The sequence below is a fragment of the Pseudomonas sp. SBT1-2 genome (genome assembly GCF_028640875.1).
Classification (GTDB): Bacteria; Pseudomonadota; Gammaproteobacteria; order Pseudomonadales; family Pseudomonadaceae; genus Aquipseudomonas; species Aquipseudomonas chlororaphis_I.
This window is the reverse complement of record NZ_JAQZAA010000113.1, coordinates 127,260-142,212: the sequence shown is the minus strand read 5'-3', so window position 1 is coordinate 142,212 and position 14,953 is coordinate 127,260. Positions and strand designations below refer to the sequence as shown.

14 protein-coding genes are annotated in these 14,953 nt (G+C 63.0%); 9 read left to right on the top strand and 5 right to left on the bottom strand.

Going from position 1 to position 14,953, the window contains the following annotated elements; genetic code table 11:
- Positions 1-258 precede the first annotated feature (258 nt).
- Together PVZ78_RS28045 and PVZ78_RS28040 are read left to right on the top strand one after the other, a co-directional pair.
- Entirely contained in the window at positions 259-738 is a 480-nt protein-coding gene (locus PVZ78_RS28045; protein ID WP_009045772.1) for an Lrp/AsnC family transcriptional regulator, read from the top strand.
- A gap of 222 nt (positions 739-960) precedes the next feature.
- Entirely contained in the window at positions 961-1,170 is a 210-nt protein-coding gene (locus tag PVZ78_RS28040; protein WP_007927060.1) for a DUF2788 domain-containing protein, read from the top strand.
- Here the strand turns inward: PVZ78_RS28040 and PVZ78_RS28035 are convergent.
- The 4 genes from PVZ78_RS28035 to PVZ78_RS28020 all read right to left on the bottom strand — a co-directional run bounded on the left by PVZ78_RS28035 (position 1,165) and on the right by PVZ78_RS28020 (position 7,624).
- On the bottom strand, positions 1,165-1,806 hold the full coding sequence (locus PVZ78_RS28035; protein WP_038635506.1) for a pseudouridine synthase: 642 nt from the start codon (positions 1,804-1,806) through the stop codon (positions 1,165-1,167). The two genes, PVZ78_RS28040 and PVZ78_RS28035, sit on opposite strands and share 6 nt — an antisense overlap.
- Positions 1,807-1,876: 70 nt before the next feature.
- Positions 1,877-3,349: an AMP nucleosidase gene (amn, locus tag PVZ78_RS28030; protein WP_162098616.1), complete on the bottom strand. Its 1,473-nt coding sequence runs from the start codon at positions 3,347-3,349 to the stop codon at positions 1,877-1,879.
- A gap of 167 nt (positions 3,350-3,516) precedes the next feature.
- Positions 3,517-5,166: an acyl-CoA dehydrogenase family protein gene (locus PVZ78_RS28025; protein WP_273829598.1), complete on the bottom strand. Its 1,650-nt coding sequence runs from the start codon at positions 5,164-5,166 to the stop codon at positions 3,517-3,519.
- Positions 5,167-5,242: 76 nt separating this feature from the next.
- Positions 5,243-7,624: a hybrid sensor histidine kinase/response regulator gene (locus PVZ78_RS28020; protein WP_016703743.1), complete on the bottom strand. Its 2,382-nt coding sequence runs from the start codon at positions 7,622-7,624 to the stop codon at positions 5,243-5,245.
- 292 nt (positions 7,625-7,916) lie between these two features.
- On the opposite strand from PVZ78_RS28020, the gene PVZ78_RS28015 reads away from it, so the two are divergent.
- The 4 genes from PVZ78_RS28015 (at position 7,917) to PVZ78_RS28000 (ending at position 11,428) form a co-directional block, all read left to right on the top strand.
- Positions 7,917-8,714, top strand: coding sequence for a hydroxymethylpyrimidine/phosphomethylpyrimidine kinase (locus tag PVZ78_RS28015; protein ID WP_273829597.1), 798 nt, complete (start codon positions 7,917-7,919; stop codon positions 8,712-8,714).
- A gap of 17 nt (positions 8,715-8,731) precedes the next feature.
- Positions 8,732-9,349 (top strand): thiamine phosphate synthase, encoded by a 618-nt coding sequence (gene thiE / locus PVZ78_RS28010; protein ID WP_028683497.1) that lies wholly within the window; start codon positions 8,732-8,734, stop codon positions 9,347-9,349.
- A 24-nt stretch (positions 9,350-9,373) separates the two neighbouring features.
- Positions 9,374-10,657 (top strand): glutamate-1-semialdehyde 2,1-aminomutase, encoded by a 1,284-nt coding sequence (gene hemL / locus PVZ78_RS28005; RefSeq protein ID WP_009045779.1) that lies wholly within the window; start codon positions 9,374-9,376, stop codon positions 10,655-10,657.
- 216 nt (positions 10,658-10,873) lie between these two features.
- Entirely contained in the window at positions 10,874-11,428 is a 555-nt protein-coding gene (locus PVZ78_RS28000) for a tetratricopeptide repeat protein (RefSeq protein WP_007927077.1), read from the top strand.
- Between the two features lie 47 nt (positions 11,429-11,475).
- On the opposite strand, the gene PVZ78_RS27995 is transcribed toward PVZ78_RS28000, so the two are convergent.
- Positions 11,476-11,802: a DUF1820 family protein gene (locus tag PVZ78_RS27995; protein WP_007927079.1), complete on the bottom strand. Its 327-nt coding sequence runs from the start codon at positions 11,800-11,802 to the stop codon at positions 11,476-11,478.
- Positions 11,803-11,936: 134 nt separating this feature from the next.
- On the opposite strand from PVZ78_RS27995, the gene miaB reads away from it, so the two are divergent.
- From miaB to ybeY, 3 genes are all read left to right on the top strand, one after another.
- On the top strand, positions 11,937-13,265 hold the full coding sequence (gene miaB, locus PVZ78_RS27990) for a tRNA (N6-isopentenyl adenosine(37)-C2)-methylthiotransferase MiaB (protein ID WP_023969267.1): 1,329 nt from the start codon (positions 11,937-11,939) through the stop codon (positions 13,263-13,265).
- 178 nt (positions 13,266-13,443) lie between these two features.
- Positions 13,444-14,463 carry a PhoH family protein gene (locus PVZ78_RS27985; RefSeq protein ID WP_023969268.1) on the top strand — a complete coding sequence of 340 codons (1,020 nt, stop codon included), beginning with the start codon at positions 13,444-13,446 and terminating at the stop codon, positions 14,461-14,463.
- Entirely contained in the window at positions 14,456-14,950 is a 495-nt protein-coding gene (gene ybeY / locus PVZ78_RS27980; RefSeq protein ID WP_007927084.1) for an rRNA maturation RNase YbeY, read from the top strand. The genes PVZ78_RS27985 and ybeY overlap by 8 nt, the downstream gene beginning before the upstream one ends.
- Positions 14,951-14,953 lie beyond the last annotated feature (3 nt).

Sequence of the window (14,953 nt, the reverse complement as noted above, 5' to 3'; positions counted from 1 at the left end):
TGACGCCGGCTCACCTCACGCCGTCTTCTGGACAGTGTGTAGCCCGGGGGCCGGCTCAACCCTGTGGGATTGGCGGCCGCGGCAGGCCTGATTCGGCGGGCCGCAGTGGACTCTATGTCCGGGCAGTGATTCTGGTGATAAGAATAGGCCTGGCGCGCCGACAGAGGATTGCGAAGATTGCTCCAATAAACATGACTTGCGCAATTTTTAACCCAGGATAGATAATATCGCGCAATAGTTATGACAAAGGCCTGATCCATGAGCAAACTCGACCGATACGACCTCAGCATTTTGGCGGAATTGCAGCGCGACGCCCGCATCTCCAATCAGGAACTGGCCGAACGTATCGGCCTGTCGCCTTCGCCGTGTTCGCGTCGGGTCAAGCAACTGGAAGACGACGGCTACATTTCCCGCCAGGTCGCCCTGCTGGACCGCAAGATGCTCGGCCTGAGCCTGACCGCCTACGTGCTGATCGGCATGGACCGCCACACCCCCGAGCGTTTCGAGAACTTCGAGGCGGCGATCCGCAGCCTGCCGCAGGTCCTCGAATGCAGCCTGGTGACCGGGATGGACGCCGACTACCAGCTCAAGGTGGTGGTGCCGGACATGGACCACTACCAGAAACTGCTGCTGGGCCATCTGACCCGCATCGAAGGCGTGACCAGCGTGCGCTCCAGCTTCGTGCTCAACCAGGTGCTCAACAGCACCGAATTGCCGCTGACCCACCTGCGCAACTGATCTGTATCTGTAGGAGCAAGGGGGACGCCCAGTTCTTGCTCGCGATAGGGGCGTTCGGCCGCAGCCGATGTGTAGTCAGGAACATTTATCGCGAGCAAGCTTCGCTCCTACAGAAGATCCCGATGGTGTGACGACGAAGCGCACCTGTATCAATGCCCGGCCGCGGCCCCTTGGCGTATACTCGCCCGCGCCTTTTAGCCTTGCCTGTGCTGGAGATATTCGATGGATCCTGCAGTATTCGAAGAGTGGATGATGACCGGCCTGGTAACCATCCTGATCATTTTCATGGCCTTCATCGTCTGGGATCTGGCGAAGAAGTCCAAGGCCGGACGCTTCGGCTCGTTCATCCTGTTCTTCGTCCTGGGCCTGGGCGTGGCTGCGTTCATCATCAAGAGCGTGGTGATCGGCCTGATCGAATCCGGCGCCTTATAAACGCGCCAGAACCTCCTTCCACTGGCCCTGATCGAGCCCCTCGATCGTCCAGTCGCCGATCCTGACCCGCACCAGGCGCAATGTCGGCAAACCCACGGCAGCCGTCATGCGCCGCACCTGGCGATTGCGCCCTTCACGAATGATCAACTCCAGCCAGCTGGTGGGCACGCTCTTGCGAAAGCGCACCGGCGGGTTGCGCGGCCACAGCTGCGGCTCCTCCAGCTGCCGGGCTTCGGCCGGCAGGGTCATGCCGTCATTCAATTCCACGCCATCGCGCAGACGCTGCAATTGCTCGGCCGTGGGCTCGCCTTCCACCTGCACCCAATAGGTCTTGGCCAGCTTGTGCTTGGGATCGGCGATGCGCGCCTGCAGCTGGCCGTCGTTGGTCAGCAGCAGCAAGCCTTCGCTGTCGCGGTCGAGGCGGCCGGCCGGGTAGATGCCGGGTATCGCGATGAAGTCCTTGAGGGTCGCCCGCCCTTCGCCGTCGCTGAACTGGGTCAGCACATCGAAGGGTTTGTTGAACAGGATCAGCTTCGGCTCGGCCGGTGGCGCTTTGGCAACACGGCGCGGCGCGGAGGAAGACGAAGGACTCTTCACGCCAGGGCGGCGGGAAGCGGGACGCGGAGGACGAGACATGGCGGACAGAACATCTAACGGTCAGGGCCGACCATGCTAGTGGCCCGACCGTTAAATGACCATCCCGCGATCAGCGGAACGGCGGCTCGTCGAAGCTGCGCAGCTTGCGCGAGTGCAGCGAATTGAGCTCGGTACGCAGCAGGTCCACCGCAGCGATACCGATCTTCAGGTGCTGGCTGACCGCGCGCTCATAAAAGGCGTTGGCCGAACCCGGCAGCTTGATTTCGCTGTGCAGCGGCTTGTCCGAGACGCAGAGCAACGTGCCGTACGGCACCCGCAGGCGATAACCCTGGGCAGCGATGGTGCCGCTTTCCATGTCCACCGCCACGGCGCGGGACAGGTTGATCAGCGGACGCTCCTGGGCCCAGCGCAGCTCCCAGTTACGGTCGTCATAGGTCAGCACGGTGCCGGTGCGCAGGCGTTTTTTCAGGTCGTCGCCCTTCTCGCCGGTGACGTTGGCGGCGGCCTGCTGCAACGCCAGTTGCACTTCGGCCAGGGCCGGAATCGGAATGTTCGGCGGCACCACGCGATCGAGAATGCCGTCGCGACGCATGTAGGCGTGGGCCAGCACGTAGTCGCCGATGGTCTGCGACTGCCGCAGGCCGCCGCAGTGGCCGATCATCAGCCAGCAATGCGGACGCAATACCGCCAGGTGGTCGGTGATGTTCTTGGCATTGGACGGGCCGACGCCGATGTTCACCAGGGTCACGCCGTGGCCGTCGCTGGCCAGCAGGTGATAAGCCGGCATCTGGTAGCGGTGCCAGACCACCCCGGCGGCGATCGACGAGGCTTCGCCGTGGTCCATGCCCTTCTCGATGATCACGTTGCCCGGCAGGACCATGCGCACGAACCGCGGATCGCTGCGCAGTTGTTCAAGACCGTGGGTGATGAACTGGTCGACATAACGGTGGTAGTTGGTCAGCAGGATCCATGGCTGCACATGGCGCCAGTCGCTGCCGGTGTAGTGCACCAGGCGGCGCAGGGAGAAATCCACCCGTGCGGCATCGAACAGCGCCAGGGGCAGCGGGTTGGTATTTTCCCAATCGTACAGCCCGTCGGCGATGCCATCGGTGGCGGCGGACAGGTCGGTGCTGGGGAACACCCGCGCCAGCACCGCAGCGGTAACGCCGGAACCAGCCAGTTCATCGCCCTGCTCGACCACGTACGGATACGGGATGTTCTGTTCGCTGACGCCCACTTCCACGGTCACGGTGAAGTCGTGCATCAACGGCACCAGCTGTTCCAGCAGGTACTTACGGAAGGCGGCGGGATGGGTGACCGTGACGCTGTAGGTGCCCGGCAACTGAACCTTGGCGTAGGCGCGGGTGGTCTGCGGGACTTCGCCCTGGCAGTGATAGGTCAGGCGCAATTGCGGGTAACGAAACAGGGCGCGCTGTTCGGCGTCGGGTTCGACGCGGTCCTTGAGGTAACGCTTGAGCGCCTGGCTCAGCGACGTGGTGGCCCGCTCATGCAAAGCGGCAAGCCGGTCCACGGCTTGCTCGGCGGTTTGAACGACAATAAAAGCTTCGGTCACGGTAAGCATCCTGTGTTCTGATCTTGCAGGCCTTCATCTTGCCTGCAACGCCGTCTCACGGGAACAACGGAATATCTGCCAGGAACGAGCCTGCTCGCGAAAGACCTTTCAAGCCCCAAGGAATCGGTGGCCCGGAATATTTATCGCGAGCAAGCTCGCTCCTACACCTGGCGGCGTCAGAAGCCTGCCGGGGTCGAGCGCGCGACTATCGCCTCGACATCCAGGCCCCGCGGCAAGGTGCCGTAGACCCTTCCCGCCGAACCCAGGCGACTGGCGATAAAGGCATCGCTGACCACCGCGTTGCCGGCTTCCAGCAACAGCTTGGCCTGCAGGCCCAGGGCGATGTCCTCGGTCAGTTGGCGGGCGCGGTACTGAATGTCGTCGGTGTCCTGGAAGGCGCCTTTCAGGTTGGCGATATGCGCGGCCAGGCGCCTGTCGCCATGGCCGTCACCCAGCTCGGCGAACAAGGCATCGAGCACACCCGGCTCCTTGGACAAGGCGCGCAGCACGTCCAGGCACTGCACGTTGCCGGAGCCTTCCCAGGTCGAGTTGACCGGCGCTTCGCGGTACAGCCGCGGCAGGATGCTCTCCTCGACATAACCGGCGCCGCCCATGCACTCGGCGGCCTCGTTGATCATCGCCGGGGCCCGCTTGCAGATCCAGTATTTGCCCACCGCGGTCACCAGTCGCGAGAACATTGCTTCTTGCGGGTCATCCAGATTGTCCAGCGCGCGACCCATACGCAGGCTCAAGGCCAACGCCGCCTCGCTTTCCAGCGCCAGGTCGGCCAGCACGTTCTGCATCAAGGGCTGCTCGCTGAGCACCCGCCCGCCCACCAGCCGATGGGCGCAGTGATGGCTGGCCTGGGTCAGGGCCTGGCGCATCAGCGAGCTGGAACCGACCATGCAATCGAAGCGAGTCATGGCCACCATCTCGATGATGGTCGGCACACCGCGCCCCTCTTCCCCGACCATCCACGCCAGAGCCCCGCGGAACTCCACTTCGCTGGAGGCATTGGAGCAGTTGCCGAGCTTGTTTTTCAGGCGCTGGATATAGAACTGGTTGCGGCTGTCGTCCGGACGGTGGCGAGGCAACAGGAAGCAGGTCAGGCCTTTTTCGGTCTGGGCCAGGGTCAGGAAGGCGTCGCACATCGGCGCCGAGCAGAACCACTTGTGGCCCACCAGTTCATAGGCCTGCCCCGGCCCCGTAGCGCCCACCGGATATGCCTTGGTGGTGTTGGCGCGCACATCGGTACCGCCCTGTTTCTCGGTCATCGCCATGCCGATGGTGACGCCGGCCTTGTGGGCCATGCCGACATTGCGCGGGTCATATTCGGTGGCGAGCACTTTCGGCAGCCATTGCTCGGCGAGGTCCGGCTGCAGCTTCAGCGCCGGCACACAGGCGAAGGTCATGGTCAGCGGACAACCGCTGCCGGCTTCGGCCTGGCTGTGCAGATAGGACATGGCGGCGCGGGCGACATGCGCCCCAGACTGCGGATGAGTCCAGGGCAAGGACGTCAGGCCGTGCTCGATGGCGGTACGCATCAGCTCGTGATACGCCGGGTGAAACTCCACCAGGTCGAGACGATGCCCATAACGGTCATGGCTGGTGAACACCGGCTTGTTCTGGTTGGCCAGGAACCCCGCCTCCATCAACGGCCCACCAGCCAGGGCACCGTAAGCGTCGATCCGCGATTCGGCCCAGCCGGCGCCAAAACGCCGTGCCCACTCCTGCAACGGCAGATCGATTCGATAGAGGTTGGTACCGTCCAGGGAAGGTGGCTGGTTGGTGACTTCGTGGGTCTCGGCGAACTGGTGCAGGTTCATCTCGGGGGCTCCTTGAGGGGTGTGCCAGAACCTCAGTTAAGCACCCCCTCCCCGACGAACAAAGTGGCATACCCGCCTAAATACCGGCGCTTTCGCCCTGTTCCGGAGCCAGCACACGACGCGCCAGAACGCTTTGCAACTCTTCGAATTTCACCGGCCAGGAGAGGTAATCGAGCAGGCAGCGCTCAGCCTCCAGGCCATGTGCCGAGGCCGACACCAGCAGCACCGGCAACCCGGCGCAACCCGGCATGCCATGCACCTGGTCGCACAGTTTGAGCGCCTCGGCCTGCTCGATCTGGCAATCGAGCAGCACCGCATCCACCGACTCTCGGCGCAGCAACGCCAACGCCCCGCGAGCATTCTCCGCCGTGCGCACCTGATACCCCAGCTTGAGCAGCATGCCGCGGATCACCAGCTGATTGATGCTGTTGTCGTCCACCAGCAGCACGCTGCAATCCTGCGGCAGGCGCCGGACGGAGCGGACCCGCAAGGCCGGCTGGGACGCCATCGGCTGTTCGCCGTCCAGATCAAAGGTCACCTCCAGGCGGAAACAGCTGCCGCGCCCCGGCTCCGATTCATGGGTCAGATGGCCACCCAACAGATCCACCAGTTGCCGACAGATCGCCAGCCCCACGCCCAGCCCGCCGTATTCACGGGTCATCGAACCATCGAGCTGGAAGAAACGCTGATACAGCGAAGCCTCATCGAGATTGACGAAACCGATGCCCGTGTCGATCACCGCGAAGGTCATCGCCAGCCGTCCCGGCGCCGTCGGCTTGCCGGTCACTCGCAGGACCAGGCCGCCCACCCGGGTGAACTTGATGGCATTGTCCAACAGGCACTCCAGGCACTGGCTCAACTTGCCGCGATCGCCTAAAAGCCGGTCAGGCAGCCCGGCGGCCAGGTCGACATCGAAGCCCAATCCCTTGGCCGAGGCATTGGCGCAAAACTGGCCCCGCAAGGCATCGAGCAGCGAACGCAGGCTGAAGGTCTCACGCTGGGCGCTGAGCTTGCCGGCCTGCAGCTCGGTCAGGGTCAGGATGCCGTTGACCATGCGCATCATGTCCCGGGCCGAACCGGCGGCGGTCTGCTGGTACTGCTCCAGCTCCGGGTCGAGATCGACGGTCTGCATCAGCTCCAGCGAACCGATCACGCCATTCATCGGCGTGCGCAGTTCGTGGGTCAGGGTGGCGAGGAATTCATCCTTGAGCCGGTTGCTGTGGGCCAGCTGCTGGTTGAGCACTTCGAGCTTCTGCCCGGCATCGAACAGGGTCTGGGCCTGCTGTTCGCGCATCGAATTGATGCGGTCGGCCAGGGCCAGTGACAACAGCGCCACTTCGATGGCCGAACCGATCTGGCTGGAATACATGGTCAGGAACATATTCGGCAGATAGCCCAGCACCATCAGGGTATTGATGATCCCGCCCACCAGGAACGCCGACCAGGCGATGATGAAGTAACGCGCCACACGCATGCCGCGGCACCAGGCAACGATGCCGGAGACGAAGATCACCACGGTAAAGATCAGCGCCAGGGCCGTGGCCAGGCGCAACGCCAGGGCGTAGCTGGTCATCAGCGACAGGGCCACCACCACGGCGCTGCACAGGATCAGCACCAGCAGCAGGCGATCGACCCAGCGGCTGTGGCGGGCGGTCTGCAGGAAGCTGCGGGCGAACAGGCTACCGAACAGGGCCGCCGCGCCAATGAAGAATGGCGTCGCCGCGTTGGCCCACCACGGGTTGTCCGGCCAGAAGTACTCCACCGCGGCGCCGTTCACCGACACCTGGTACAGCCCGAACGAGGCGATGTAGAGGATGTAATAGAGGTAACTGGTGTCGCGCACGCTCAGGTAAATGAACAGGTTGTAGACCAGCATCCCCAGCAGCACGCCGTAGATCAGGCCGAGCACATACAGGCGCACCGGCTGCGCTTCCAGGTACGCCGTGCTGGACCAGAGCGTCACCGGCGCCTGGACCGAGCCCTGGCTCTGCAGGCGCAGGAACAGGGTCTTTTGCTCGTAGGGCGCAAAACTCAGGTCGAACAGGTAATTGTTCTGGCGGATCTGCCGGCTGTCGAACGGCAAGGCATCGCCGGTACGCTGGGCCAGGCGGTAGCCACCGGCCTCATCGGGCAGATACAGCTCCAGATGATCGAGCGGCGGATAGGCCAGTTCCAGCAGCCAGGTGTGTCGTATGGATGGGTTGGCGGGACGGTAGCCGAGGTCGATTTTCAGCCAGAATGCCGAGCGGGAGTAACCGGCGTTGAGGGTGGGCTTGTCATGGGCTTTGAAACTGCCGGCCATGGCCGGTGAACTGACATCCGCGATCGTTGCCTGACCACTCGCGTCTTCAAACACTTGCATCACCCGACCCAAGGGCAGGCTCTGGGTGAACTCGTCGAACTCGACCGCGCCAGCCAGCATCGGCAAGCTCAACAGCAACATCAGCAAATAGCGCATAAAGCCCCAGCGTGGCCTGTCCGGTGGTGTCAGGAAGCCCCCCATTTCCCTTTGAGTAGACGTGAAACCGGCATGACCTGTTATTGGTTTGGATCCACTCTAGCATAGCCGTTGGTGGCCAAAGAACACCATGAAAAGTTTTAGTTTAAAGGCTCTAGAACGGGCGTTTCAGCGCTATCCGTTGATCTAGAGCTGTTGCCTCGGTCAACTTGTCGGCAAGGTGGAAAATCCAGCCCCGGCCGACACGCGAGGAGCCGTGCAAAAAAGACGTTTGGTGGTAAGCTCGCGCACCATGAATATCTACAGCTCTCGTCCCGTTGTCCTCTGTCTCTCCGGCCACGACCCCAGTGGCGGCGCCGGCCTGCAGGCAGATATCGAAGCCCTGCTCGCCCAGGGCTGCCATGCAGCTCCCGCTGTGACCGCATTGACCGTGCAGGATACGGTCAACGTCAGCGACTTCCGTGTGCTGGATCGCGAGTGGGTGCTGGCCCAGGCCAACGCGGTGCTCAACGACTCCGTGGTCGCGGCGGTCAAGCTGGGTATGCTCGGTTCGCTGGAAATGGTCGACACCGTGGTCGAGCTGTTGCAGGCGCACCCGCATCTGCCGATGGTCTGCGACCCGGTGTTGCGCGCTGGCGGCGGTGGTCGCCTGGGCAAGGACGAGGTCGGCTACGCCATGCGTGAACGCCTGCTGCCACTGGCGACCATCGCCACCCCGAATCTTCCGGAAGCGCGAATCCTCGCCGAGTTGCCCGAAGGCAGCGCGGATCAGTGCGCGGAAAAGCTCCTGCCGTTCGTCAAGCACCTGCTGATCACCGGCGGTCATGGTGACGAGCATGAAGTGCATAATCGCCTGTACAGCCGCGAAGGCAGTCGTCACACCTACACCTGCCAGCGGCTGCCGGGCAGCTATCACGGTTCCGGTTGCACCCTGGCCAGCGCCCTGGCCGGACGCTTGGCCCAGGGCGAAAGCCTGGCCAGCGCCGTGAAGTCGGCCCTCGATTACACCTGGCGCACCCTGCGCGACGCCGAGCAACTGGGCCAAGGCCAGTTCGTACCGCGCCGCCTGCCGCTGGACTTCTGTTCGTAAGCCATGAGGCCCGCTCGATGAAACTACGTGGTCTGTATGCCATTACCGACAGCCAATTGTTGGCCGGCAAATTCCTGCAGTACGTGGAGGCGGCGCTCGACGGTGGCGTGACCCTCCTGCAATACCGCGACAAAAGCAGCGACGAAGCCCGCCGCCTGCGCGAAGCCGAGGCCCTGCACAGCTTGTGCGAGCGCTACAAGACCCAACTGATCATCAACGACGATGCCGAACTGGCTGCGCGCATCGGCGTCGGCGTGCACCTGGGCCAGACCGACGGCCCGCTGACTCCGGCCCGCGCTCTGCTCGGCCGCCAGGCGATCATCGGCTCGACCTGCCACGCCCAACTGGAACTGGCCGAGCAAGCCGCCAAAGAAGGCGCCAGCTATGTCGCTTTCGGTCGCTTCTTCAATTCCAACACCAAGCCCGGCGCACCGGCGGCCAACCTGGAGCTGCTGGACCAGGCCCGCCCCCGGCTGCACCTGCCGATCTGCGCGATCGGCGGCGTCACCCTGGAGAACGCCGCGCCGCTGGTCGCCCATGGTGTCGACCTGCTGGCCGTGGTCCATGGCCTGTTCGGCGCCGATAGCGCCCAGGAAGTGACCCGCCGTGCCCGCGCCTTCAACGCCCTCTTCTAACCGCTGATTTCCGAGAGCCCGATCATGTCTCGTTCCGAAACCCTGTTTGCCAATGCCCAGAAACACATCCCCGGTGGCGTGAACTCGCCCGTGCGTGCGTTCAAGAGCGTGGGTGGCACGCCGTTGTTCTTCAAGCACGCCGAAGGCGCCTACGTCACCGACGAAGACGACAAGCGCTATGTGGACTACGTCGGTTCCTGGGGCCCGATGATCCTCGGCCACAGCCATCCGGACGTGCTGGACGCGGTGCGCAAACAGCTGGAACACGGTCTGTCCTACGGCGCCCCAACCGCCATGGAAACCGAAATGGCCGACCTGGTCTGCTCCATCGTGCCGTCCATGGAAATGGTGCGCATGGTCAGCTCCGGCACCGAAGCGACCATGAGCGCGATCCGCCTGGCCCGTGGTTTCACCGGCCGCGACAGCATCATCAAGTTCGAAGGTTGCTACCACGGCCACTCCGACAGCCTGTTGGTCAAGGCCGGCTCCGGCGCGCTGACCCAGGGCGTGCCTAGCTCGGCCGGCGTACCGGCGGCCTTCGCCAAACACACCCTGACCCTGCCGTTCAACGACATCGACGCGGTCGAGAAGATGCTCGCCGAAGTCGGCCAGGAAGTAGCCTGCATCATCGTCGAGCCCGTGGCCGGCAACATGAACTGCGTGCCACCGGCGCCGGGTTTCCTCGAAGGCCTGCGCAGCCTGTGCGACAAGCACGGCGTGGTGCTGATCTTCGACGAAGTGATGACCGGTTTCCGCGTCGCCCTCGGCGGCGCCCAGGCGCACTACGGCGTTACCCCGGACCTGTCCACCTTTGGCAAGATCATCGGCGGCGGCATGCCGGTGGGCTGCTTCGGCGGCAAGCGCAAGATCATGGAACACATCGCGCCGCTGGGCCCGGTCTACCAGGCCGGCACCCTGTCGGGCAACCCGCTGGCCATGGCCGCCGGCCTGACCACCCTGCGCCTGATCAGCCGCCCGGGCTTCCATGCCGAGCTGAGCGACTACACCAGCCGCCTGCTCGACGGCCTGCAGCAACGCGCTGACGCCGCCGGTATCCCATTCGTGACCACCCAGGCGGGTGGCATGTTCGGCCTGTACTTCAGCGGCGCCGACGACATCGTCACTTTCGACGACGTGATGGCCAGCGATGCCAACCTGTTCAAACGCTTTTTCCACCTGATGCTCGAAGGCGGTGTCTACCTGGCCCCGAGTGCCTTCGAAGCCGGCTTCACCTCGATCGCCCACGGCGACGCCGAGCTGAAACTGACCCTGGATGCGGCCGAACGCGCTTTCGCCGCCCTGAAGTAACCCTCCCCGTAAAACCGGCTCCAGCACTTCCTGGCGCCGGTTTTACGCGGCATTCGCGCCCCAACTCCCGAAACAGCCCCGAAAGCGGCGGATATCGCGCCCGCGCAGCAGAAAAACGAGTAAAGACTTTGTAAGGTTGGCCCTGCTTATTTCATAATGCGCGCTTATTGGATCCCTCGATGGGTCCGCGCGCCCTTCAGAGGTAAGTCGATTCCCATGAACCGCACCGGCCGCGCCCTTGCACTGGGCTGCCTGTTGCTCCTTCAGCCCCTGCTCGCGCACGCACAAGCAGGCGGCAACTCGTTGTTGATCCCAGCGATGGGTCGCTGCACCCTCAATACTCAGTCACAGGATCTGTCCGAGGCCCTGGCGGTCTGCCAGAAGGCGGCTGACGAAGGGGATGCGCAAGCGCAATACGAGTTGGGCGAGTTCTACTACGAAGGTAAAAATACCCCGCGCGATCTCAATCAGGCCCTGAGCTACTTTGAAAAGGCCTCGCTGCAAGGCCACGCCCAGGCGCAATTCAAGCTCGGCACCATGTTCTTCCGCGGCGAAGGCGTACCGGCCAACAACGTCCAGGCTTATATCGTGCTGAAGATGGCGGCGGTCAATGGCGCCGAAGAGGCACTGGACACGGCCGACGAAGTGGCCGAGCACATGCAGCGCGATGAGCTGGAAGTCGCCACCCAGGTACTGGGGCAGATTTTCCGCAAATACCTGATGGAACTGCAGAGCGCCGACGGGCGTTCGCCCTTCTCCCCCCTGCCTTGATGACATCGCGAGCAAGCTTGCTCGCGATAGCACACTCGATACAGCCCTTACTTCTCAGGCATCGGCATCGGAAACGGCATGACGTTGCTCACGCCACGCGCCTCGCTGATCTTCGGCGTGCCCAGGCGCTCGACCTCGTCGATACGCACGATCGAATGCATCGGCACAAAGCTGCGCACCACACCTTCGAACTGGGCCTTGAGCTTCTCTTCGCTCGGATCAACGACCACTTGCGTGCGCTCGCCAAAGACGAACTCTTCCACCTCCAGGAAACCCCACAGATCACTTTGATAGATCTGCTTGGCGTACATTTCGAACACCTGTCCCTGGTTGAGGAAAATCACCTTGTAGATTGGAGCTTCACGTTTGGTCATGGTGGGCGGGTAACACATCGGGGATATAAAAGAGGGCGCGAACTATAGCATAGCCACCGGACGCGCAGCGGTAGGAACCTAAGGCCATGTTCCCTATAATGCGCGGTTCTTTGAATCACGTGATGACCCCTTCCATGGCCAAGAAGCTTTACATAGAAACCCACGGTTGCCAGATGAACGAGTACGACAGCTCGCGCATGGTCGATCTGCTGGGTGAACACCAGGCCCTGGAAGTCACCGCCCGCGCCGAAGACGCGGACGTCATCCTGCTCAACACCTGCTCGATCCGCGAACGGGCCCAGGACCGGGTGTATTCCCAACTGGGTCGCTGGCGCGAGCTGAAGCTGGCCAACCCGGACATGGTCATCGCTGTCGGCGGTTGCGTGGCGAGCCAGGAAGGCGCGGCGATCCGTGACCGGGCACCGTACGTCGACGTGGTCTTCGGCCCGCAGACCCTGCACCGCTTGCCGGAAATGATCGATGCCGCCCGCAGCAGCAAGCTGCCGCAGGTCGACGTCTCGTTCCCGGAAATCGAAAAATTCGACCACCTGCCAGAGCCGCGCATCGACGGCCCGAGTGCCTATGTCTCGGTGATGGAAGGCTGCAGCAAGTACTGCACCTTCTGCGTGGTGCCCTACACCCGTGGCGAGGAAGTCAGCCGGCCGTTCGACGACGTGATCTCCGAAATCATCCACCTGGCGGAAAACGGCGTGCGCGAAGTCACCCTGCTGGGGCAGAACGTCAACGGCTACCGCGGCCAGACCCACGACGGCCGCCTGGCCGACCTCGCCGAACTGATCCGCGTGGTCGCGGCGGTCGATGGCATCGAGCGCATCCGCTACACCACCTCCCATCCGCTGGAGTTCTCCGACAGCCTGATCCAGGCCCACGCCGAAGTGCCGGAACTGGTGAAACACCTGCACTTGCCGGTGCAATCGGGCTCCGACCGGATTCTTGCAGCCATGAAGCGCAACCATACGGCGCTGGAATACAAGTCCAAGCTGCGCAAACTTCGCGCCGCCGTGCCAGGCATCTGCATCAGCTCGGACTTCATCGTCGGTTTCCCCGGCGAGACCGAAAAAGACTTCGAACAGACCATGAAGCTGATCGAAGACGTCGGCTTCGACTTCTCCTACTCGTTCGTCTACAGCCAGCGCCCGGGCACCCCGGCGGCCGATCTGGCGGACGACACCCCGGAAGAGCTGAAAAAGGAACGCCTGAACGCGCTGCAACACCGGCTGAACCAGCAAGGATTCGAAATCAGCCGACAGATGGTCGGCTCGATCCAGCGCATCCTGGTTACCGATTACTCGAAGAAAGATCCGGGCGAACTGCAGGGGCGGACCGAGAACAACCGTATCGTCAACTTCCGCTGCGACAATCCAACCCTGATCGGCCAGTTTGCCGACGTGCATATCGACTCGGCCCAGCCTCACTCGCTGCGCGGATCGCTGCTGCAATAACCTCCTGCCGATGCTGGCTGACCAGCGGTAGCGGCCTCGGGCACGCCATCGCCGGGAAGCCGGCCTCCAAGGAAAATGTGGCGAAAGACATTGCTTCGTATAAGAGCTTTCGCACCCAGGCCTCTGGCGTTATCCTTGATTTCATCCTTTATTGCCGTTGGGCGGCTAAAAAACGACCTTGAACGCACCCATAGAACCACATCGTTTTATCCTCGAGCCCTTTGAGGCTCGCCGCTTCGCCAATCTGTGCGGGCAATTCGACGAGCATTTGCGCTTGATCGAACAGCGCCTGACCATCGAGATCCGCAACCGCGGCAATCAGTTCGAGCTGATCGGCGAACCCAAGCACACCACCTCCGCGGAAAACCTCCTGCGCCGCCTGTACCGGGAAACCAAGGGTACCGAGCTGTCGCCGGACATGGTGCACCTGTTCCTCCAGGAATCCGCCGTCGAAGAGCTGAACAATCACCCTGTCGCCGAAGCGGCCGTGGCCCTGCGCACCAAAAAAGGCATGATTCGCCCACGCGGTTTGAATCAGCAGCGCTACGTCAAGGAAATCCTCGGCAACGACATCAACTTCGGCATCGGCCCGGCCGGTACCGGCAAGACCTACCTGGCCGTGGCCTGTGCGGTAGACGCACTGGAGCGCGAGCAGGTACGGCGCATCCTGCTGGTGCGCCCGGCGGTCGAGGCCGGCGAGAAACTCGGCTTCCTGCCTGGCGACCTGGCCCAGAAGATCGACCCGTACCTGCGCCCGTTGTATGACGCCCTGTATGAAATGCTCGGCTTCGAACATGTCGCCAAGCTGATCGAGCGCCAGGTCATCGAGATTGCGCCGCTGGCCTACATGCGCGGCCGTACGCTGAACAACAGCTTCATCATCCTCGACGAAAGCCAGAACACCACCGTCGAGCAGATGAAGATGTTCCTGACCCGGATCGGCTTCGGCTCCACCGCCGTGATCACGGGCGACATCACCCAGGTCGACCTGCCCAAGGGCACCAAGTCCGGCCTGGCCCATGTGATCAACGTCCTCAAGGATGTGCCGGGCATCAGCTTCACCCACTTCATGCCCAAGGACGTGGTGCGCCATCCGCTGGTGCAGCGCATCGTCGAAGCCTACGAGCGCTTCGAACAGCGCGTGGCCGACGAGTCCGCCCAGCCCGCCGCGGAAAAAGGCAATCGCCACGATGCTTGAGCTTGATCTGCAACTGGCAAGCGACAAGCCTGCTCCCAGCGAAGCCCTGTTCCGCCAATGGTGTGAGCTGGCCCTGCGCCAGCGCACCGCCGACTCGGAACTGACCATCCGTCTGGTGGACGAGCCTGAAGGCCGCGAACTGAACCGCACCTGGCGGCAGAAGGACTATGCCACCAACGTCCTGTCGTTCCCCGCCGATGTGCCGGACGAGCTGCTGGACATTCCATTGCTCGGCGACCTGGTGATCTGCGTCGAAGTGGTCGAGCGCGAAGCCGCCGAACAAGGCAAGGACCTCCAGGCCCACTGGGCCCATCTGGTGATTCACGGCTGCTTGCATCTATTGGGTTACGACCACATAGATGACGACGAAGCCGAAGAAATGGAAGCACTGGAACGAACGTTGCTTGCAGAACTGGGTCATCCCGACCCTTATGCGGACGACGAAACCGAAGAACATCCATCTGTAACAACCAAGGATTTAGAGTAATCG